Raw genomic sequence first — 23,490 nt, 5'->3', positions numbered from 1 at the left:
TTTCTGCCCAACATCAGGATTATTTTATGGGAAAATCATCTAGCCGCAGTGCAGAATACTTCTTTACTGAGAGATACGAAGATGATGATGATGGCAACGCAATACATGCCTTCGGCGTCGGCGTTAATGGTGTCATTAATGCTTATGGCGGAAATGACAACATAGTTGTCGGTTCTATTAATGTGACAGTCAATACCACCTGGGGTGACGACACTATTTCGGGCGCGACGGGCTATCTGAAAGTCAATGACACGAGTGGCAATCTGACAGTGAAAGGAGGCTCCGGTTTCACTGCAATCAACAAGACACAGAGTGGGCTAATCAGATTTGAGGGCGCCGCTGGTGGCGTGAAAATCCAGCATACCGGTGATAAGAGTGGCATCGATTATTCTGGCGCAGCCGGATACAACAGCATTACCCGCAAAGGCTTACAGGGTGATGTGAGCTTCAAGGGTGCAGGTGTATACAACGAACTCTGGCATGAAACCAATCAGGGAAATTTCTATTTCGCGGGAGCGGGTGGTGCAAACAAGATTGATCGTACCTGGTTCAACCGTTATCAAGGTTCCCTGGGGAATTTAACCTTCAAGGGTGCCGGAGCGGCAAATATTATTAGCTCCAGAGTTGAAAGTGGCAACATCGATTTTGAGGGAGTGGGAGCGGCCAACAGTATTGTTCGTCAAGGTAAAATGGGCGACGTCATATTACGTGGTGCGGGCGCGTCTAACCGTATTGAACGTACTCGTCAGGTAGATGATATATATTCTGAAACCAGCGGTGATATCCGGTTTGAAGGTGCTGGCGGTTATAACAGCCTCTACTCCGATGTTGCGCACGGTAATATCTCTTTCACGGGGGCGGGGGGCTATAACGAAATTACCCGCAAGGGCACCGCCAATGACTTCGGCAGCGAAGGGATGGAGTATGCCAAGGCCGAAGAAATTGTGCTGACCAATGCCACTATGAGCGGTACATGGGTTGGTGATTCTCATCAGGTTATGGGGCTTAAATTCACACGGGAGCCGAATACTTACCTGTTTGCCTTTGAGGATGGTGTTCACACTAAAATCAACAAAGTTCAGCTCAGTAATGATCCGGTAACTGGCAAACTAAGATACTTATCGACCGCCTGGTATAAAGAAGGGAAGCATCTCAAGGGGCTGGAAAAACAAGATATCTCTGCTCAAGGTGGCTTTAATTCTGTTAATACTGACGGCGCATATACATTGTCAAACCTGACTGTTGAACGACGGAAACAGGTAACGTTTAATGCAGTTGAGAAAAAACTGACCGAAAACGAATGGGTGAATTATGGTAATGGTGTCCAGATTGACGCGGCAGATATCACCTTGTCTGACGCTAAAATGGGCGGTTATGCCATTTACCGCGATGGAACCACCGTTGATGTCAAAGCCGTCAAATCCAACCGGATGCCAAACACCTATGTTTATTGTAAGCAACTTGGTGAATATACCAAGATTGTGGTGGTTGAGCTGAGAAACGATCCCAAAACCGGAACGCTGCAATACTTCGCCCGCCCTTGGTATAAAGAGGGGCACCATACAGCAAATCTGGCGAACGAAAATATCTCTTACGCTAACGGTTATCACGATATGGGAACCGGTAGCTATTCGCTGAGTGATATTCATTACCGCGTTAATGCTGTGCGCACAACATCCAGTCGTGTGCCTGATATGCATGAATACCGTGAACTTGATCTGTTCAAATCGGCAACGGTCAGCGGTGACAGTTCCGGTGATATTCATTATGCCGGTGCGGGTGGTGGTAACCTCATCAAGTCCAACGTCACCCGTGGCAATGTCAGCTTTAAAGGTGCTGGCATTGCGAATGTGATTGAACATAGCGCTGAGTTCGGTAACACCGAATTCAATGGTGGTGGTGGGGCAAACGTCATCATCAAAAAAGGCAAAGAAGGTAACCTGAATTTCAATGGTGCTGGCATTGCCAACGTATTGCTGCACCAAAGCCAGCAAGGTGAAATGAATGTTAATGCTGGTGGTGCGGCAAACGTATTGGTTCGCGTTGGTGACGGCCGCTATCTTGCTCACCTTCTGGCTGTTGGCAATATCTCCATTCATCAAGGTAATGGTGATAGCCGAATCGCGATGGGTGGCGGTTTTAATACCCATACCCAGATTGGCAACGGTGACGCATTGTGGTCTGGTATTGGTGGAGCCAATGTCCTGACCCAAGTAGGGGAGGGTAACGTTTCCTCCATTCTTGTGGGTGGCGCAAATGTTGTGACCAAAATCGGTGAAGGTGATCTGAAATCAGCGATGTTTGGCGGTGCTAATATTATTAGCCATATCAGCGCTGATACTTCCGAGACCAATGCTGCAAATAGCCAATCCTCAGATACGGCGGTAATCGCACTGGGCGGCGCTAATGTCCTGACGAAAAAGGGCAAAGGCGATCTCTTGTCTGTCATGGGCGGTGGCACCAACGTCCTGACCCATGTCGGTCATGGCAAAACTACCGGTGTTATGCTGGGTGGGGCGAATATCCTGACTAAAGTCGGTCATGGCGATACCACGGGCATTATGTTAGGTCTGGGGAACGTTTTGACTCACGCAGGTAATGGGCAAACACTGGGCGTTATGGCTGCGGCAGGGAATATCTTCACCAAAGCGGGTCATGGTACAACCATTGCGGCAATGGTCGGTGCCGGCAATATTTTCACCCATGTCGGTGATGGTGATGCCTGGGCATTGATGGGCGGTGCCGGCAATATCTTCACCAAAGTCGGCGATGGCGATGCCTTGGCATTGATGCTGGCATTCGGCAACGTCTACACCCACATTGGTGATGGCATGAGTGTTGCCTTGATGATCGCGAAAGGCAATATTGCGACCAAAGCCGGTAATGGTGATGCGTTGTCTGCCATGATTGGCAAAGGCAATATTTTTACCCAGATTGGTAATGGTTCCACTTTTGCTGCCATGATTGGCGGGGCGAACGTACTCACCAAAGTGGGTACGGGTTTGACTGCCGCGCTGATGGCGGGTAAAGCCAATATTTATACCCATGTTACCCGTATGGGTGAAGAAAGTACGAGCATCGGCCTGTTTGCGGGCACCGCCAATATTATGACTAAAGTGGGTGATGGCACAACGCTGGCGGCTATGTTCGGCGAAGCCAATATCATGACTCATATCGGTGATGGCTCGACGGGGGTACTGGCATTAGGCAAAGCCAATATCGTGACGAAAGTCGGTAATGATTTTATGGGCGTTGTGGCGGCGTCTGAAGCCAATGTGGTGACCCATGTTGGTCATGGCACTACGGCGGCCTTGTTAGCGGGCAAAGGCAATATTCTGACGAAAGCGGGTGATGGAACCGCGGTCGGCCTGTTGATTTCTAAAGTCGGCAATATCATGACCCATGTTGGTGACGGCACGACGGTCGGGTTTGCAAAAGGTGAAGCTAACATCATCACCAAAGTCGGTGATGGATTGGGCATCAATGCTGCCTGGGGCAAAGCCAATATCATCACCCATGTTGGTGAGGGTGATCGCTATAACCTCGCCAAAGGTGATGCAAATATCATTACCAAAGTCGGCGATGGTCAGGAAGTTACCGTTGTTCAAGGGCAAGCTAACATCGTGACTCAGATTGGTGATGGCGATAGTTTCAACGCATTATGGAGCCAGGGCAATGTTGTCACCAAAGTGGGTGATGGCATACAGGTCACGGCCGCCAAAGGTAAAGGCAATATCACGACTACCGCGGGTGAGGGGCTTAGCGTGACGGCTGCTCATGGCGACCTGAATATCAATACCAAAGTCGGTGATGGTGTTTCCGTCAATGTGGCTTGGGGCAAATTCAACGTTAATACCCATGTGGGTGACGGCCTGAATGTTTCAGTCATGAAAGGCAAGGGCAATGCCAATATCCATGTGGGTGATGGCTTGAACATCAATGCCTCTTATGCTCGTAACAACGTAGCCATTCAGGTGGGTAACGGTGATTTCTATAGTTTTGCGGTGGCGGAAAGCAATACCCAGAGCAATAAGCTGGATGCGTTTTTCGATAATATCAAGCAGACAGTGCTTGGCAGCGCGGGCAGTCAGGGCATCAATTATCTGGTGAATGGGGATGAAGCCAATACATCAGGAACCCATAAAGGCCGTGGTGCTATTGAGCTGCCGGAAGTCTCTTCTCTGAATGGCTTTAAGCTGACAGAAATGGATAAAATCACTTCTGATTTGAAGGACAGCTTGAAAGGTTCTGTGACGGGTGTTGATACGCCGGATATGGGGAATATCGAGCAAACACTCGGCAACGAAACACGCCTGAATCCCAAAAATCAGTCACGCAACTTGATTGTCAATGGTGATTTTGAGCAAGGCGACAAAGGATGGACATACACCAATGGCATTGAAGCTAGTCATTCAGCGAAGTCATACGGCCTGAGTACAGAAGGGCATGGCAATCGTGTCAGTGAGCTTGATGTCAAGGGTAACACGCATATCTGTCAGAATATCCAGAATTTGACAGAAGGCGAAGAAATTACCGTCAAATTCGATTTTGCAAGGCGTGTTGGCAGCTCTGCTGATAACGGGCTGGAAGTGTGGTGGAATGGTAAGGTTGTTTATGCGGCTGCCAATGGTAAAAGCGAGTGGCAAAACCAGACACTGACCTTAACCGCCAAGGCGGGCAAAAACCTACTGGGATTTTCTGGAATCGGCTTGGATGATGGCTTGGGCTACGTTCTGGATAACGTTTCGGCCACTTCATCCTCTTATCTGTCAGACAATGCTATTACTGACCATGTGCAGCAGGACAAGGCTGCCCATAACGCCTTGCAGGATAAAGAAAAGGCACAAGCGGATCGTCAGCGTTTAGAGCAGGAAAGAGATCAACAACTGGCCGCGATTGCGGGTACTCAGGCACAACTTGAGGCTACCGATCTGGATGCCCTGAACGCTAATGGTCAGGCGCAGCGTGATGCGATCAGAGACGAAGCTCAAGCGGTGACAGCGGAACTGATGGCGAAAGCCAAAGGTCTGGAAGCATTGGATAGCTATGCGGAATATCATGGGAGATCCGGTCAGCAATGGCGTGATCAGTTTGCCGTTGGTTTGCAGCAGCGTATTCAGACCGAATTGAACAAAGCTGACGAAATTGCGCAAAACCAACTGGATAATTCACAAAAAGCGGCGGTAAGACGGCTGGGTGATATCAAGGATGCTGTTGCCAAATCAGAAGTGGGAACACTCAAGGCCGAACATAATCATCAGAGTGCCAATCTGGATGTTGAACAGGCTCGTAATCAGGCTGAATACAGGGAAACAGAAGCCATCAGCCATAAGCAACGGGCTGAACAGGCAGAACACGATGGCACAGCCGCCGTGCAGCAAGCAAAACAGCGTGCTCGGCATGAAGTCACCGTAGCAGACAGTAAAACTGCGCAAGTACAACATGATGCTAAAGGTTCGAAACTGGATGGCAATTATAAGCCGACTCGCGCAGGTACAGCAGGTAGTGGACTGTCAGTGACCGCGGATAAAGCTCACGATGCTGAAAATATTGAAAAATTAGAGAGCACCAAGAGTCACATCAATCCTGAGTCGATTGTTCAGGCTGATGGCGGGTTCAGTGAAGAATTATACGATCTGGATGAAGATCTGGATGAACAATTGAGCGGTGCCAAAGAGGCATTGAACCGTTTACAGATCAATGCGGGAATACGTGCTAAAAAAGCGTCTGGTGGTTCTATCTTGACATCAATGCAGGGAGAAACATCGGCCAATCCGCCTGTTAGCCAGTCCACTCATACTGTAGCTGAATGGGTAAGAGACACCGCGAAAATTTCAGGCTTGGATCTCAGTGGCTTGCAAGCACTGGGTGAAGCTCTGGCTCAGCCAGAATCCATTGATACGTCAAAAGTGTCTGCGACGGCAGAAAGGGCACAAAAAGTGGCAGATGTTTATCATTGGCTGGATAGTGACAATGGTGCCACGACAGATAGCTACATTCCTGTCCCTGGCTTTAACCGTGTTGATGCAGATATTCCGGCTGATCTCAGACAGAAAATGGTGACCTTTGTTGAAGGCTACCTGAATGCTACAGAAAATAGCGTACCGAAAGACCAGATCACTTCTCTGGCGAAACTATTTGTTGATGCCACAATTGATTACAACTGGGATAAGCGCGTCGAATTCGTCTCAAGACTGGAAAGCTATGGCTATAGCTTCGAACCTGTACATGGCGACAAGAGTATCGTTTCATTTTGGTCTGGCAGAAACTTCAAGCAATACCGTGACATTCTTGATGCAGTACAGACTGATGGCAAGAAGGTAGTTTACGATATTGATGTAAAAGGTAACTCTTTTGCTATTGAGTTGAACAAGACGCTGCTGCGTTGGGGCGGTATATTCCTCGATTCTGACATTGCGGAACAGAAAGCCTTGCAATCGGTTATTAACGCTTCAGCATACAGCAATACCGGATTCTGGAGTTCTCTCTATGCAACCGGATCACGTGATGATGTCTATGTCATTGCGGAAGGCGGATTACGTCTTGGCAACTATTTCTGGAATGTTGAATTGCCGGTATTGCGTCAATTGCAGCGTGAAGGCTTGGTAGGCGAAATTCGCCTGCTGGATAAAGCGGCCAAAGAATATCAAGGAATGTCACCTGAATCCATTGGACGCAGATTGACAGAAGCGGGGGTTGCTGTAAAAGCCCGTTTTGATTCACTTAGTCTTGTTGAGCAGGAACGACTGCTGGCATTAGAACCCGACAAATATAAGCCGGATACATTAGTTGATCTGGATATCAAAACCAGTGCTATCGATAGCCTACTGAATCAAGCATTGCCATTCTATGCTTTGCGTACAGAACGTAATTTGTTGGTGCGTGAATCCGATGATGGCAGCTTTGACATCCGTCCGTGGCCGGGCAATAACAGTGACGCCGCCAAGACTATCATTGTGGAAGATCCAAATGACCCAGCGCAGATCAAAGCCGCTGAACGTTTTATCCTTGCCAACTATGAAAGTTACGACCAACTGCCTGAGTCATTGTGTCTGTCCGAAAAGCAAATTATTTCCCTCGATCACGGGCGTACCCGCATTATTGCTGAAAAAGTAGAGGGTAGCTGGAAATATAAGCCGGAAATTAACCTGATGTCTGTCAGCGAGTTGCAGGAAGCCGCTTACGTTAAGGGCAAAATCCTGGGTGACAGTTATCGTAATATTCTGGACGCGCTCAAAAGTTATGAAAACAGCCTGCAAAACCGCAGAGATTATGACCTTGAGGCGGTAGAAAAACTGACTCATTTGCGTCAACAGGTTGAAGGCTATTTGTTAGGACATCCGGACTCAGCACGTACACCCGCGTTGAAAAACGTGTTGTCACAGATCACTGTACGCATGGAAGAATCGCTGGTACTTGCTGATTCGACGGTGAACGCAGGCAAAGATAGTTTCAGTGAGTTATATAACAAACTGGGCAATGCCAACCTCAAAGATTCCAAACATCTTTATATGGATGAACAGGGGAATTTTGTTACCCGCGGTAAATCCAATATCCAGATTGCCATGAAAGCGGAAAGTGCAGAAAAAGCCATTGAACAGGTCAAGGCGGCTGTCACTAAAGAATATGGTCAATCAGTGGCTGACACGGTCTTTTCAAACTTGCCTGCCTCTGAGTTATCGAAAGATGGCAAGGGGATCGATATCTCCGGCTTAAGAAAGGTACATCAGGCGATTGAACAACAATTGTCTCCGGTCAGTGCAACCCTGTTTGTCTGGAAACCGAGTGATCACAGCCGCCTGGGACATGCTGCCCTGCAAATCGGGCAAGGGCGTGTTCAGATCAATGCAGAAGAGGCGGGTGAATTTAATGAGAAAAACTACGTCAGTTGGTGGCCAAAAGGCAGCAAATCCTCCAATTTCAGCGATATTCTCAATGTTTCTTCTGAGCAATACCCTGACTTGAGGATACGTTGGTATGACCTGAGTCAACCCGCGTCCCAGAATAATACGCTGGAACACGATGTCGCATCTGAAGAGCAAGATAACTTTGGTATGCAGGATGGGGAGCTCAAGCTGGAGAAATTTATTGAAAAACTCCAGATAGCCAACGGCATTGATGCAAAATTCAAGGATATCAGTGAAAGTTTTGCTATAGCTGCATTGGCAAATCCTCATCTATTACAATCTGCTGGTGTACCGGAAGCGATTTCCCGACCGTTTATCAAACAGTGGGAAGATGGTGGCGTTGATATGTTTGAAGTGGGCAAAGATTTTGCTGAGGCTCTGCGCAGGGCTGCCAGCCAATCACCTGAGCTGACAGAAAAACGCATCACCAACGTTATCCGCCAGTTTGCCGAACGAGAGTTGAGCAATATTCAGGACTTCAAAGCCAGTGAGGGCGACCAAGGGCGTGTATTCCGGATTAATCTGGCGGGATTGGACGCGGCAGCAATGCAGGTGGAATGGCAGAAAATCAGCCAAAACCCTGATGCCCGTTATCAACTCCTGACCGACAACTGTTCCAGCATTGTTGCCAGAGTACTTAAGGCTGGTGGTGCCGATAAAGTGATTGGTCATGCGTGGCGGCCAAAATTGGGTATCTGGACACCAACCGAGTTGTTCAATTTTGCGCAGGCATTGCAGGAAGCACAGATTGAAACAAACCTGCATAAGCCGAAGCAGGTTGCAGGCGAAGAGCTGGAAGCACTGGGTCATTCTGGTAAAAAAGATGAAGTGCTGGAAAAAATTGCCATTGATAATGACGGCACACCACCGCGTGACAGGGAGCCATTCAATCCAGTAACTCGCTTCCTTAACGATGAACTTTACGGCGCCAGAGAAAATCGCCGCAATGTCGATGATGACACTCAACTTATATTGAATGAAGCTGTCAGCAAAGGTACAGCGGATAAAATCACGCTACAGGGTGAAGCGGGACGTCTGACAGGTTATTACCATAATGGTGATCAAAAAGATCAGGGTGAACATAACTTAGCGGAAAATAGTCCGGCGAAAAAAGTGGTGCTTTTCATTCATGGTTCCGGCTCATCTGCGGAAGAGCAGGCGAGTGCTATCCAAAGCCACTATCAAAAACAGGGTGTTGATATGCTGGCGGTGAACATGCGGGGCTATGGCGCCAGCGATGGTCATCCAAACGAAAAAGGGCTGTATCAGGATGCCCGTACCATGTTCAACTATCTGGTTAATGATCGCGGTATTAAGCCCGAAAATATCATTATTCATGGCTATTCTATGGGTGGGGCAGTCGCGGCAGATCTTGCCCGTTATACAGAGCGCAACGGACAGGCGGTTTCCGGTTTATTGCTTGACAGACCAATGCCAAGCATGACTAAAGCCATTACCGCCCATGAAGTACCAAATCCAGCGGGTATCATCGGGGTGTTGGCGAAGGCGGTTAATGGCCAGTTTTCGGTTGAGAAAAATCTGCATGGTATCTCGAAGCAGACACCGATCATGCTGTTGACCGATAACGAAGGATTGGGCAACGAAGGCGAAAAACTGCGTGCCAAACTGGTTGTGGCGGGTTATCCGGTGTCGGGTGAACAAACCTTCTATGGTCATGAAGCCAGCAATCGGTTGATGCACCAATATGCCGATCAGATTGTCTCAGCGCTTTCCGCCCCTCGGCGTGAAAACGGCAGCATAAAAGCGGGTGTAGAGATTGATGGTGCTGACGAGGTGAAAAAACCATTGGGTAATAACTCACCGGAAAGCCATATTCATGTGAATAACCAAGATGTTGATTCTTGGGGCAATGTTGATGTCAAACCACAGCCTGAAAGTAGCGAGAGCCGTTTTGCTGGTCAAATTATTATCCAGACAGAAAATGATCCGGTGGTTGCGCAAGCCGCCGCGAACCTGGCAGGTAAGCATCCAGATTCCAGCGTGATCGTTCAACTTGATGCCAACGGTCAATATCGCGTGGTGTATGGTGATCCGGCTGTCTTGTCCGATAAATTACAGTCCGGCAAATTACGCTGGCAAGTTGTTGGGCATGGGCGTGAAGAGTCAGTGCAGAATCATACGCGCATGAGCGGTTACAGTGCGGATGAACTGGCGCTGAGACTGAAACAGTTGCGCGCGGATTTCAAACTGGCAGGCACACCAGACCATATCAGCCTCGTGGGTTGTTCTTTGATAGGCGATGACAACCGCAATGGTTTCGCTCACCGCTTTATTTCGGCACTGGATAAGCAGGGTATTCGTACCACCGTATCGGCGCGCAGCAGTGAAGTTGCGGTAGACAGCGTCGGCCGCAAATACACCAAAGATACGCAGGCACAATGGGTGCACAAACTCACGGACAATAAGATCCTGTTGGGGTGGAATGATCAAGGGGAAGTGGAAAGCCACACGGATCGAATCCGTCGCGGTATTTCTGAAAATAACATCAGCCTGTCCCGCGTAGGTCAGACCGATATTGATGCAAAAGCACAAGGTGCTATTGCGGGCAATACCGAAACATTCCATGCACCCAAAATCGATCATGTAAAAGATGACAATAAATCGGTCATTCCAGCGGAATCATCAAACAAGCAACTGAGTTATTCCGGCAATATTCAGGTACAGATTGGTGATGGTGAGTTTACAGCCATTAACTGGGGAACCACCAATGTCGGGATCAAGGTCGGTACAGGCGGCTTTAAGTTTCTGGCCTTTGGGGATAACAATGTGATGGTTCACATTGGTGATGGTAACAGCAAACACAGTGTTGATATTGCCGGTTATCAGGCATTAGAAGGGGCACAACTGTTCGTAGGCAACCGTAACATCAGTTTTAATATGGGACGCAGTAACGATCTGATCGTTATGTTGGATAAATCTATTCCAACACCGCCACTGGTTAACCCATTTGGTGGTGCAGCGCGTATTTCTGGTGTATTGCAAAACATTGCCGGATCGTTTAACTCACCAGATTGGCTGGAGACGCAAGACCAGCAATGGACATTGGCAAGTGCGAAAAAATATGTCAGTGATCTGTCCGGTCTCGATTTGACCAGCGGTGTGGACTATCAAACCTTGACAGATCTCGGTTCGCAAAATGAACGTAGCAGCCGTGGCCTGAAAAGTGATCTCGAAAGCACCCTGAACAAGCAATACAACCAGTGGCTGGGTAGAAATGGCAATACGCCTGAAATGAGCAAAATCAGTCGGGCAGATAAATTCCGTCAAGCGAATGAAAAACTGGCCTTTAACTTTGCTGTTGGCGGGCAGGGGGCTGATATTCAGGTCACGACCGGTAACTGGAACTTTATGTTCGGTGACAATATCCAGTCGATTCTGGATACCAACATGGGATCGCTGTTTGGTTTGATGACGCAGGGATATACCCCAACGGGCATGGCGAAAAATACGTTTACCTTTAGCCCGACAGACTTGCCACGTCAGATCAAAAACAAATTGCTGGGGAACCTGGCAGGCGTCAGAGCGGATACCACGCTGGCGGATATCTTTGGCGTGGATTATACCCCGCAATGCGGTATTGTTTCCCGCTCAGGTCAATCTGTTGACGGCGTTGCCATTCTGCGCGAAATGCTGGAAATCATCGGTGAATTCAGTGGTGATCAACTGCAAGCCTTCACTGATTCGGAAAAATTTATCAACAGTCTGAAAGCCAGTTTGAATATGGGGGCTGATGGTGTGAAATCTTTTGCGGAAAGCCACGGTCTAAAAGCAAAAGCACCTGATGAAAAGCAAGACGAACTTGTAACCATTACTAAAGAGGGTGATGTAGTACCAGAAACAGCCAACTCTCAGGCCGATCGTGATTTTGGGTTGACTTCCCTGAATCTGCCAAATCTGTTTGCTACCCTGTTCCATCAGGACAAACAGGTCGAAATGAAATCGCTGGTCACTAATCTGAAACAGAACCTGACAGCCGACTTGCTGAATATGCAGGATAAAACCTTCGATTTCCTGCAAAAGAGCGGCCATCTGCAAGGTGATGGTGATATCAACATTTCTCTTGGTAACTACAACTTTAACTGGGGCGGTGACGGTAAAGATCTCGGTGCTTATCTGGGAGAAAATAACAACTTCTGGGGCGGTCGTGATGATGACGTCTTCTATTCCGTAGGCACCTCGAATATCTTTACAGGTGGCGAAGGCAATGATACGGGCGTGATGATGGGGCGTGAAAACATGATGTTTGGTGGTGCAGGCAACGATGTTGCGGTATTGGCTGGACGGATTAACTACGCCTACATGGGAGACGGTGATGATCAGGTCTTTGCCTTTGGTGAAGGCGGGGTGATCAACGGCGATAAAGGACGTGACTACATCGTGGCTTCTGGTGACTTCAATCTCATTGATGCCGGAGAAGATCAGGATTACGTTGTGACCATCGGCAATAACAATCAGGTGGATTTGGGAGAAGGCAACGATTTTGCCACGGTATTCGGCAACTACAACTGGATCGATGGTAACACGGGCAACAATTCCATTAAATTGATGGGTTATCACGCTGTCATCAACGGTGGCACAGGTGACGATCATTTGATCGCCGATGTGGTATCGAAGTTCAGCCAGCTTAACGGCGGTGATGGTGATGATCTGCTGATACTGGGCGGATACCAAAACCGCTTTAAGGGCGGCACAGGTGTGAATAGCTTTGTAGTCAGCGGTGATGCCATCGATAACGTGGTTGAAGATATCAAGCAAGGTGACAAGATTATTTTCAACGATATCAACTGGCAAAACCTGTGGTTCCAACGCAGCGGTTACGATTTGGTGCTATTGACCCAGCGTAATATCAAAGATACTTCCGCACAGGGGCAGTTTGAAGCAATGGGTTCTGTGACTTTCGACAATTACTTCAATGGTAACCGTGCGGATATCATCACCCAAATGGGGGATAAAGATGCACAGGGCGAGCGTGAATATACGGCACTGTCTGCCAATGCGGTGGATTCTCTGGTGCAGGCCATGAGTGGATTCGCGCCGAATATGGGAGACAGCGGCTTTATTGATTCGCTTGATAGTAAATCGAAATCAACCATTGTGACGGCTTGGTCGGATACCATTAATGGAAAATCCAAACTAGTCTAATCGTTTTATTAAATAAATTTGATTAACAAAATGGCTCATAAATATGAGCCATTTTTCAATTGACGTGTTATCGGGATTGATTTTATCCCTCTATGATTGCTTGCCATGGATCTTCCTCTTTTGCTGTCATAGCTTGAAGAAAAATCCATGTTGGGTGAAGCGGTTAAAATTATGTGCTCATTTCCAGCTCTTTTTCAGTATTACTGATAGTTGATGTGACCTGAACATCGGATTTCAGCATATTTTTAATAACCCGATTTGCTATATTCGTGACCACGACAAGGGCATTGGGCACCCATAACCGCTTATGCGCAGGCGTGCCAACAAACCAAATACTCTCTTTTTCCTTAAAGTCAGGGAGAATAGCGGCCATTTCTGGCGAGATCGATATGGCGCGTTCTGAACGCTGGCCGTGAGTATCAATCTCAAGTATCCCATCCTCGTCAATGATAAAGTCAGGTCGGTGATAACCCACCGCAGCGACAATAGCATCAAATGGTTGATAATCCCGTCCTAAGTTGACTAACCAGGTATCTGTTTCTCCTTTCTCTATAGCAACATTTAGCATTTCTCCTTTCTGAATGATCAGAGAACCACTATCCATATAGTGCAGAAGTTTTCGTGCATTGGGTAAAGCAATGGCGGTGATATAGCGATGAAGCATTTTTTCGACGTTGGGATGAAATGAACCGCCGAAATAGGCGTTATCATTTAAATGCACTTCGTTAATGACGTGCATGAAATTGGCTATCATATCTTGCCATTGACTTTTTCCTTGCTCGGCAATAGCGATTTCTTCACGCAGACGTTCCCGATAACTATTGGCATTAGAAAATTGCTCTCGCCACGGTATTTCTGTGTATTTGTTGAGTGCGCGGCAGAAATATTTCAGATACGCATGCTTCAATGAATCAGGAAAAATACTTGTCATTTGATTCCCCTTACGGGTCATTATCGACATTATATTTTCATGCTCAAAGAAGGTTCCAGGGCTTCGTATAAACCGTGAACGGACTGCGGGAATATCTCCTGACGGCGATGTCATGGTGACGTTATGGCCTTCACGACAGAGAAGAATAGCCGCATCGATTGCTGAAAGTTTACTGCCGATAACCAATACCCGTGATTGCGGGGGGATTCTGGCTAACATATCCTTCTCTGGATAGGGGCTGTGCATAAAGGTTGGGCGAGTCAAGTAGGGTTTCAACACCTCAGGGAGCCGAGAAGCACCTAATCCTGTACAGAAAATGACCTCGGTCACTTCCAGCGATTGAGGTGTCAGGCTATTACCGTACCAGATCGTATAATAGCGATGTGAATTGACCTTCAATCCCCTAAACCAGTCAGGTACATGGAAAACCTCAATACCAGCCTTAAGAGCGAGAGTACTAAATTCCAGAAATCTTTCATTCAGATAGTTGCCTACCCACTGCCGCGGTACGAAAGATTCTGGTGTAACGCTATGCCCGTGTTTATGCAAATAATCCAGAAAATCCAGAGGGTTATCTGCCACGACTGACATGGTATCGACCGAGGTATTACACAATACATCGCCATCCAAATTGAAAAAAGCCATTCCTGGGCCAACAGGCCCAGGTTCTATAATATAAATAATTTGTGCCGCACGCTGTTGCACTGCTGCGATGAATGTCGCCACCCCAGCAGCCCCGCCTCCGACAATGGCAAGACTTCTTTTGTGAAAAGACATCACTATTTCCTCAATATATTGTGAAAATAAGGAAGTTTTTACCTGGCTGACTTAATGCTCAGGAACTCATTCGGCAATGGCTTCAATAATCGAAATATGACAGCCTGTATTAATGACACGATTGAGTTTCAAGCCTGCGTTAGCCAATAATTGTCGGAATTCATCCTCTGTGCGTTCACGCCCTTCTTCGTAGATCCCCATACAGAGAAGATCCATTTCCTTACCTGCATGGGAAACGTTGCCATTAGGGATCACCGGATCCATTACCAATACGCGTCCATCAGGGGACATCGCTTGTCGGCAGTTACGTAGAATGCGGATACATTGTTCATCAGACCAGTCGTGCATAATGTACTTGAGCAGATATATATCGCCCTGAGGACATGACTCGAAAAAGTCACCAGAAGCAATATCCCACCGCGTATCGTCACCTAGTGCGCCAAGTTCATGTCTGGCCAGTACATGTGATTGGTCGAAAAGTATCCCTCGCAGAGTGGTATTAGCCTGTAATACTTCTAATAACAAGCCACCAAATCCGCCCGCTATATCGACAACTGTTGCGTTTTTCGGGAAGTCATAACTGTGCACGAGAAACAAATTTTCCACTTTAGACATTGAGGACATACCGACGTGAAAATCATCAGATTGCGTGTCCGTCTGTGCCCAATAATCAAAGAAAGAAAGTCCGTAGAGGTGTTTGAAGGCTGGATTACCACGGACACTTTCTACAATCTCACCAAGAGATTGCCAGCATGTCCGGTCAGTCAACATCAAAACTGCGGCGCGGAGGGAATGGTGTGTATCTTTGCGCAGAAATTCTGCGGCTGGGGTGAGTGAAAACGATTTTTCTTCGGTTTCATGAAAGATATTCCGTGTGGCAAGTAACCGCAGAACGCGGTGTAGCTGTTGCTCTTGGGCTCCGACAGTTTTGGCGAGTTCATGCACTGTTTTTGGCCCACTGCTCAAATGATCGGCTACACCGAGAACCGTGGCAGCACGAAGTGCCGCTTGATAGGTATATCCCATTGTTTGATTAAGTAAATGTAAAGCTGCTGATGTGTAGTTAGAAATTGCTGTGTTATTATTTAATATGTTCATATCGATCTCATTTATAATTTTAAATTAAAATTAAAAAAATATAAAAATACTTTATTATTGCATTTACATTATTAATCTGGAATTTGTTCATTTTGCAATCACAAAAAATCTTATATGAAAGTATATTGTTATCATAATTATTATTAATTGGAGAGTAATAAGTAAGATTGTTTTTACGAGAAGGCCACGTTGTGACATTAAGTAATATAATAAAAAACTCATTAGTGTTTGATGAAAACCCCATTATAAATGATGGCAGTAATTTATATTATTTGCGTAATGAAAGTTGATATCATAACGATATGTTGTTCTAATATTTACTGTTTTAGAAATAGCATTAATAGTAAAGTCATCCCCCGTAATAAAATTACATTTTCATCACTGCCTTAGTGATGGCATTTTTATATTGATTCTTTATTTTATCAACCCATCGTAATATGGGTTGATGTCCGCTATTATTTTGTGCCTAAAAAACGATGAATTGCCCTGAGTACAGCTTCAGGTTTTTCTGCATGCACCCAATGCCCACAACCCGCGACAACCCATGCCGTTGCTTGTGGAAATTGGTTGATAATATCTTCCCGATATTCTTCAGTAACGTAATCTGAATTTCCACCACGGATAAACAGGGCGGGTTCATGCCATGCAGAAATAGTTTCCCAACCGATAATTTTTTCGTATTCTTTTTGCAAAACGGACAAATTGAATTTCCATTCTCCTTGACGGAATGATTTCAGTAAAAATTGAATAACACCCTCTTCCCGAATATCCTGGCGCATAATGTCTGCTGCTGCTTGTCGGGTCTGTACACCGGCTGCCGTGACTTTGGTCAGTGCTGCGAAAATGCTGTCATGGCGGCGAACCGGGTAAGCAATGGGCGCCATATCAATCACCACGATTTTTTCAATCCGTTCTGGCGCAATAGCGGTCATGGTCATGGCGATTTTGCCACCCATTGAATGCCCAATAATAGTGGCTTTGGGCACAATTAGCTCATCAAGCAGTGTCAGGACATCCTGCGCCATATCGCGATAATCCATATTTTCCAGACGTGGTGAGAGACCGTGGTTACGTACATCGATTTGGATCACTGAATAATGTTGCTGCAAATCACGTCCCAATACGCCCAAATTGTTTAAATCTCCAAACAGCCCATGAATCAAGACAATGGGCGTTGACGATTGCGGATTTTCTACAGTGTGAAGATGATAATTTAATTGACGATTTGACTTCATAATTTGCCTGAATTTAATACCATTTATACAATGTTTAATATTGCCATGATTAATATCATGGCACGTGAATTGTGACAAACTCCATGAGATGAAATAGTTGTAACTAATTGATTTATTTTAAAGGAAAGTCGCTTTCCTAAAGATTCTCAATTTTAAAAGGAAGCGCTTTAAGTTATTGAAAGTTTAATTGTTTTGTTTTGTGGCATTATATCTTATAATCCCAGAATAATTTTTTCATTAAGAACAGTACTGGATAGAAATGAAAACGATAGAAGTTGATGAAGAACTTTACCGCTTTATTGCAAGCCAAACTCTGCATATCGGTGAAAGTGCATCTGATATTTTACGGCGCATATTGAAGTTAGACGTCGGGCAGCCAGTACAAATTACAGAGCCTGCCAACAACCCTGCACCTGTTGTTAAAACCCCGATTGTCCGTTCTCGTGATGCTGTCCGCGTTATTCGTGAATTATTGCTTTCTGATGAATATGCTGAAAAGAAAAAATCTGTTGAGCGCTTTATGCTGATTTTGTCGGTATTGTATAGCCTGAACAGCGAGAGTTTTTCTAAAGCAACGGAAGCGATGCGTGGTCGCACCCGTACCTATTTCGCCGGTGATGAATACACTTTATTGGCTAACGGTAAGCAAACTAAGCCACGTCACGTTTCCGGTACCCCTTTTTGGGTGATCACTAATACCAATACTGACCGTAAACGCAGCATGATTGAACATATTATGCAGGATATGAAGTTTCCGGCAAATTTGATTGAAAAAGTGTGTGGCACTATTTAATTCAATGAGTTAGTTGCCCTACTATGAATACAATCGCTTAGTTTATTAGTACTGCGCTGGCGATAAGTCAGTGCAGTTTCCCAGGAGAAATAATAAAGTGGCAATTCATCCAAGAGCAGGGCAGCTCGCCCAGCAGCATGATTTAATCAATATTGCTCAGCTCACTTCACAGTACTACACCTTACAACCACATCCTGAAAATCCAGCACATAAGGTCAAATTTGGGACTTCCGGCCATCGCGGCAGTGCTGGACGCAATAGTTTTAACGAAGCGCATATTCTGGCTATTTCGCAGGCGATTGTGGAAGTGCGTTCGCAACATGGGATTACTGGACCATGTTATGTGGGTAAAGATACCCATGCACTTTCAGAAGCGGCATTTATCTCCGTATTGGAAGTATTAACGGCGAATGGTGTAGATGTAATTGTGCAGGAAAATAATGGGTTTACACCGACTCCGGCCATTTCCCACGCTATCTTATGCCATAACCGTCAGGGAAAAAGTTTGGCTGATGGTATTGTGATTACACCATCCCATAACCCGCCAGAAGATGGTGGTATTAAATATAATCCGCCTAACGGCGGGCCAGCCGATACCGATTTGACGGCAATCATTGAACAACGTGCAAATGCATTATTGGCCATTGGTTTCAATGGGATCAAACGTCTGCCTTATGAACAGGCATTAAAAAGTGAATATCTGCATGCCCAAGATTTGATCGATCCTTATGTGACTGCACTGGGTGACGTGGTGGATATGGCAGCGATCCAACAGGCAGGCTTAAAGATTGGTATTGATCCACTGGGCGGCTCAGGGATTGCCTACTGGCAACGGATTGGGGAATATTACAATCTCGATCTGACATTGGTTAATGATAAGGTCGATCAGACATTCCGTTTTATGACTTTGGATCATGATGGCGTGATCCGTATGGATTGTTCATCCCGTTGGGCGATGGCGGGGTTACTGGAGCTGCGTGGTAAATTTGATTTAGCCTTCGCCAATGATCCTGATTATGACCGTCATGGGATTATTACGCCGGCAGGTTTGATGAATCCTAACCATTACTTAGCAACGGCTGTCGATTATCTATTTCGTCATCGTCCACAATGGCCGAAAAATATCGCAGTGGGTAAGACATTGGTTTCCAGCGCCATGATTGATCGTGTTGTCGCCGATCTGGGACGTGAATTAATCGAAGTTCCCGTCGGTTTTAAATGGTTTGTGGACGGGTTGCATAAAGGCAAGCTGGGCTTTGGGGGAGAAGAAAGTGCCGGCGCATCTTTCCTGCGTTTTGATGGCACTCCGTGGTCAACCGATAAAGATGGCATTATCCTCTGCTTGTTGGCGGCTGAAATGACCGCAATGACGGGTGAGAATCCACAGCAACGCTACGACAAACTGGCGGCCAGATTTGGCACACCAAGCTATAGCCGTATTCAGGCTCCAGCGACTCATCAGCAAAAAGCACTGCTGTCCAAATTGTCACCGGAAATGGTTAAGGCCGATATATTGGCAGGTGACCCGATTACTGCCCGTTTGACCACTGCATCGGGTAATGGCGCTTCCATTGGTGGCTTGAAAGTGATGAGTGACAATGGTTGGTTTGCCGCCCGTCCTTCTGGTACGGAAGAGGCCTATAAAATCTATTGCGAAAGCTTCCTTGGTGCGGAGCATCGTGAAAAAATTGAACAAGAGGCACAGGAAATCGTCAATCAGGTATTTGCTGCGGGTTGATTGTTTTCTATTTTTGGCCGGAAAAACACCAGCCGTAGCAACTGCTACGGCTGGTGTTTTTATCCCAAAGCAACCATCAAAGCGCCTATGGCAATCAATCCGACGCCGGCGGAAGTCACCAGAGATATTTTCTCGCCAAATAGAATTACCGCCAGAACGACCGCAAATACCACGCTCAATTTATCGATAGGAGCAACCTGAGAAACGTGACCATGTTTGATCGCCAAAAAATAGAAGAGCCAAGAGAGAGCTCCGGCAATACCACTTAATAGGATAAACAGTAGCGCTTTACGATTGGCAAGAATTTCACTGATAAGATTCAATTTGCCCTGCACAACGACAACGCCTACCAGAAACAGTGCCATAATGACAGCACGAATAGCGGTTGCTGTATTGGCATCCAAATTTTGTAACCCAATCTTTCCAAAGATAGCAACCAGCGCTGCCGTTAGCGCGGAGAGTAAGGCATAAATCAGCCATGTACTCATATTCAATTAATCCTGTGTTTGATATTAACGTGTTGTCTCAGAGGAGTGAATAATAGGCTAATTTTGTTGATCTGAATATATAGAACTCCACTAAAATGCAGAAAAATTTTATGTGCTTTAATTTTTGAATTTCTGCAATTTTTGATTATGTGAACGTTAATTATATGAAAGTACCATTAATTAAAGGTTGTCCAGAGAGTTTAAATTAATTCATGCAAAAAATCAGATCCAATTTTCTTACAAAACGCCTTTTATGATGAGCATCACAAAAGGTAACTCAGCCTTTATTCTCCTCCTGATATTTATTAATAAAGGAGGAGGTGAACTTATCTAATACAATGTTTAATCATTATTTTCATTTTATTAAAAATAAAATAATTGATGTGATCTTTCTATTAAAAAGGTTTGACTATGAAATCTGACTTTTGGAGAAAGGTTTATCTTATTGTATTCGGCAGCTTATTCATTTTATCACTGACAAGTTGCGTACAAGATAACTGTATACAAAATAAAAATCATTCGCTCAACTCCCAGGAGGAACTGATGGCACCTAGTTTGAAACAAATATCGGGTAGTGAACAAATCTATCGTTGTCATTCTGAGTCAGACATTTCTCAAGCTTCCGCACATTGGGTTGATCGACAAACATTATTATGGTCAGGTGGAGCAGGCCAGCCTATTGTTCGCTTATATTACAATCTCAACAATAAGGTAGAGCCTAATAACCAAGGTTATTTTACCGATAACTATCTGACGCTAACACCAACGAACTTACATCAAGAGACAGCAAGCCGATTTCCTCATCTGGCAAAATGGGCAGCATTCCGTCTACCAGAAGGAACAGATATCGATCTCCTTCTGACCGGAGATTTGGTCGTATTGGCGGCTAATGAGCAAGGTTTGCTAATATCAGCAACTCAGATACAAACGGCGGGTGTATTGGATGATCGTTTTGCTGATGCTGCTGATAAGCTGGAATATGGGGCACGGATAAACGATAAGGGAGTGATTTTCCGTTTATGGGCACCAATTGCCCAAGAAGTTGGCCTGGTTATTTATAATCAGGATAAGCAGGTTATCGCCAATTATACAATGGAACGCGATGCTGCAAGTGGCTCCTGGTCATGGCAAGGCGATGAGAAATTGATTGGTGCTTACTATCGTTATGCCTTAAACGTTTATCATCCATCTTCCCGTAATGTGGAACGTTATGAAGTTACCGATCCCTATTCTTATAGCCTGTCTACTAATTCAGAATATAGCCAGATTGTTAATTTGGATGATGCATCTTTAAAACCGCAAAACTGGGATAACCTGTTGACGCCGCACGCACAAGATACAGCAACGGATATTGCCCGCATGGCTATCTATGAAGCGCATATTCGCGATCTTTCTGTTGCCGACAGCACGATACCAGCAGACTGGCGTGGTAAATATCTGGCACTGACTGACAAGAACAGCGATATGTTCAAGCATCTTAAAGCGTTAAGTCAGGCGGGAATGACGCATATGGAGTTATTGCCTGTGTTTGATATCGCTTCCATTAATGAATTTAGCCATCAGGTGGCTGATCTTGATCACCCTTTTAAACGTCTATGTCAGGTCAATCCAATGGTGAAAAATAGCCGTTTTGCCAGTTATTGCCATAGTTCATTGACTATACGGGAGGTTTTGCAGCAATTGCGGCGTGATGACAATATCAACAATCCACAGGTACAAGAATTAAATACGATGGTGGCAAAGACGGATTCCTATAACTGGGGCTACGATCCGTTTCACTATTCAGTGCCGGAAGGCTCTTATGCCACTGATCCAGAAGGTTCCGGTCGTATAAAAGAGTTTCGCTCTATGATCCAGACTATCAAGCAGCAACTGGGCATGAATGTGATTATGGATGTTGTCTACAACCATACCGATGCAGCAGGTTTTACGTCCCGGACGTCAGTGTTGGATAAGATCGTGCCTTGGTATTACCACCGCTTAGATGAGATAACAGGTAATGTTGAAAGTAATACCTGTTGTGCTGACACTGCGCCTGAACGCCGCATGTTTGCCAAACTGATTGAAGACTCACTGGTGACCTGGGTTAAAGATTATAAAATAGATGCATTCCGGTTCGACTTAATGGGCTATCACCCCAAAACGCAAATTATATCGGCACTAGAAAAAGTACGGGCGATTAACCCATCGATCTACTTTTTCGGCGAGGGCTGGAATTCTGGGCAGGATGATCGATTTGAAACTGCCTCACAAGTTAATCTTAAAGGGAGTGGCATTGGAACCTTCTCTGATCGGTTGCGAGATGCGGTACGTGGTGGCGGGCCTTTTGATGTTGCCGATAGTATTCGCAGTCATCAGGGCGTTGGTAATGGTGCCGAAATATTACCGAACGAAATTTCTAACTTAGAGGCAGATCAAGTTCGTCATTTATGGGATCTGGTTCGTCTTGGCATGGCGGGTAATTTGGCGGATTTCGTCATGATCGATAAAGATGGCGAGGTAAAAGCAGGCAAGGAAATTAATTATAAGGGCACTGCTGCGGGTTATGCACTCGATCCCACTGAAGTACTGAATTATGTATCTAAGCATGACAATCAAACATTGTGGGACATTATTAGCTATAAAGCTGCCCAAGAAGCGGATTTGATGACGAGGGTTCGTATGCAGGCACTCTCTCTTGCGACGGTATTCCTTGGACAAGGTCTGGCTTTTGATCAACAAGGGTCAGAGCTATTGCGTTCAAAATCATTTACCCGTGATTCTTATGAGGCTGGCGATTGGTTTAATCGTGTTAGCTATGACTATAAAGACAATAATTATGACGTGGGATTACCTGAACGGGGTAATGACGGCAAAAATTATCCACTGATTAGTCGGGTGAAAAATCAGGTGGAAAAACCAGACCAAAATGAATTATTACAGATGATGGCGTTTTATCAGGAGCTATTGCGTTTACGTCAATTTTCACCACTGATGACACTTGGCGATGGTGCTGCTGTCAGGCAACGTGTTGATTTCGTTAATGTTGGTTCTCATCAGCAACTTGGTTTACTGGTCATGACGATTGATGATGGCAATATGACGTCGGATGATCGTGATTGGCGGTTTGATGGTTTGGTCGTCGTCATTAATGCTGCACCTTGGTCTGTGATTGTCAACGATCTTAATGTCGAGGGGCTGAAATTAAATGATATTCAACGTGAATTAGGTGAAGCGTCTTTGGCTGCGGGAATACAGATAACAAAAAATGGTGAGGTAATTATGCCCGCATGGTCGGCAGCCGTGTTAGTTCTGCCACAAGAAGGAATTCGTGGAACCGGTTTGCCTGTTCGCAGGAAATAATGAAATCAGGCATATTGT

8 protein-coding genes are annotated in these 23,490 nt (G+C 45.8%); 4 read left to right on the top strand and 4 right to left on the bottom strand.

Annotation, left to right across the window (positions count from 1 at the left end):
• The first annotated feature begins 26 nt into the window (after window positions 1-26).
• The gene (gene rtxA, locus Xedl_RS37925) at window positions 27-13,070 is read left to right on the top strand and encodes an MARTX multifunctional-autoprocessing repeats-in-toxin holotoxin RtxA (RefSeq protein WP_074022366.1); all 13,044 of its coding nucleotides are present in this window, start codon (window positions 27-29) and stop codon (window positions 13,068-13,070) included.
• 169 nt (window positions 13,071-13,239) lie between these two features.
• Here the strand turns inward: rtxA and Xedl_RS37930 are convergent, their stop codons facing one another.
• The 3 genes from Xedl_RS37930 to ybfF form a co-directional block, all read right to left on the bottom strand.
• Window positions 13,240-14,778 carry an FAD/NAD(P)-binding protein gene (locus Xedl_RS37930; RefSeq protein WP_074022367.1) on the bottom strand — a complete coding sequence of 513 codons (1,539 nt, stop codon included), beginning with the start codon at window positions 14,776-14,778 and terminating at the stop codon, window positions 13,240-13,242.
• Window positions 14,779-14,844: 66 nt separating this feature from the next.
• On the bottom strand, window positions 14,845-15,876 hold the full coding sequence (locus Xedl_RS37935; RefSeq protein ID WP_074022368.1) for a methyltransferase: 1,032 nt from the start codon (window positions 15,874-15,876) through the stop codon (window positions 14,845-14,847).
• 455 nt (window positions 15,877-16,331) lie between these two features.
• A complete protein-coding gene (gene ybfF, locus Xedl_RS37940) occupies window positions 16,332-17,111 on the bottom strand; it encodes an esterase (RefSeq protein ID WP_074022369.1) in 780 nt (259 codons plus the stop codon).
• A gap of 259 nt (window positions 17,112-17,370) precedes the next feature.
• On the opposite strand from ybfF, the gene seqA reads away from it, so the two are divergent.
• Together seqA and pgm are read left to right on the top strand one after the other, a co-directional pair.
• A complete protein-coding gene (seqA, locus tag Xedl_RS37945) occupies window positions 17,371-17,904 on the top strand; it encodes a replication initiation negative regulator SeqA (protein ID WP_074022370.1) in 534 nt (177 codons plus the stop codon).
• Between the two features lie 97 nt (window positions 17,905-18,001).
• On the top strand, window positions 18,002-19,642 hold the full coding sequence (gene pgm, locus Xedl_RS37950) for a phosphoglucomutase (alpha-D-glucose-1,6-bisphosphate-dependent) (protein WP_074022371.1): 1,641 nt from the start codon (window positions 18,002-18,004) through the stop codon (window positions 19,640-19,642).
• 59 nt (window positions 19,643-19,701) lie between these two features.
• Here the strand turns inward: pgm and Xedl_RS37955 are convergent, their stop codons facing one another.
• Window positions 19,702-20,130, bottom strand: coding sequence for an EamA family transporter (locus Xedl_RS37955; protein WP_074022372.1), 429 nt, complete (start codon window positions 20,128-20,130; stop codon window positions 19,702-19,704).
• A 543-nt stretch (window positions 20,131-20,673) separates the two neighbouring features.
• Between Xedl_RS37955 and pulA the strand changes: the two genes are divergently transcribed.
• Complete coding sequence (pulA, locus tag Xedl_RS37960; protein WP_074022373.1) at window positions 20,674-23,472, top strand: pullulanase-type alpha-1,6-glucosidase; 2,799 nt, start codon at window positions 20,674-20,676, stop codon at window positions 23,470-23,472.
• Window positions 23,473-23,490 lie beyond the last annotated feature (18 nt).

This window comes from Xenorhabdus eapokensis, from assembly GCF_001908105.1.
Note: the sequence above shows the minus strand (reverse complement) of the source record. Positions and strands in the feature narration are given on the sequence as shown.

Coding starts and splice junctions, on each gene's coding strand:
- rtxA (WP_074022366.1), top strand. CDS start 27: ATGGGAAAATCATCTAGCCGCAGTGCAGAATACTTCTTTACTGAGAGA.
- Xedl_RS37930 (WP_074022367.1), bottom strand. CDS start 14,778: ATGTCTTTTCACAAAAGAAGTCTTGCCATTGTCGGAGGCGGGGCTGCT.
- Xedl_RS37935 (WP_074022368.1), bottom strand. CDS start 15,876: ATGAACATATTAAATAATAACACAGCAATTTCTAACTACACATCAGCA.
- ybfF (WP_074022369.1), bottom strand. CDS start 17,111: ATGAAGTCAAATCGTCAATTAAATTATCATCTTCACACTGTAGAAAAT.
- seqA (WP_074022370.1), top strand. CDS start 17,371: ATGAAAACGATAGAAGTTGATGAAGAACTTTACCGCTTTATTGCAAGC.
- Xedl_RS37955 (WP_074022372.1), bottom strand. CDS start 20,130: ATGAGTACATGGCTGATTTATGCCTTACTCTCCGCGCTAACGGCAGCG.
- pulA (WP_074022373.1), top strand. CDS start 20,674: ATGGCACCTAGTTTGAAACAAATATCGGGTAGTGAACAAATCTATCGT.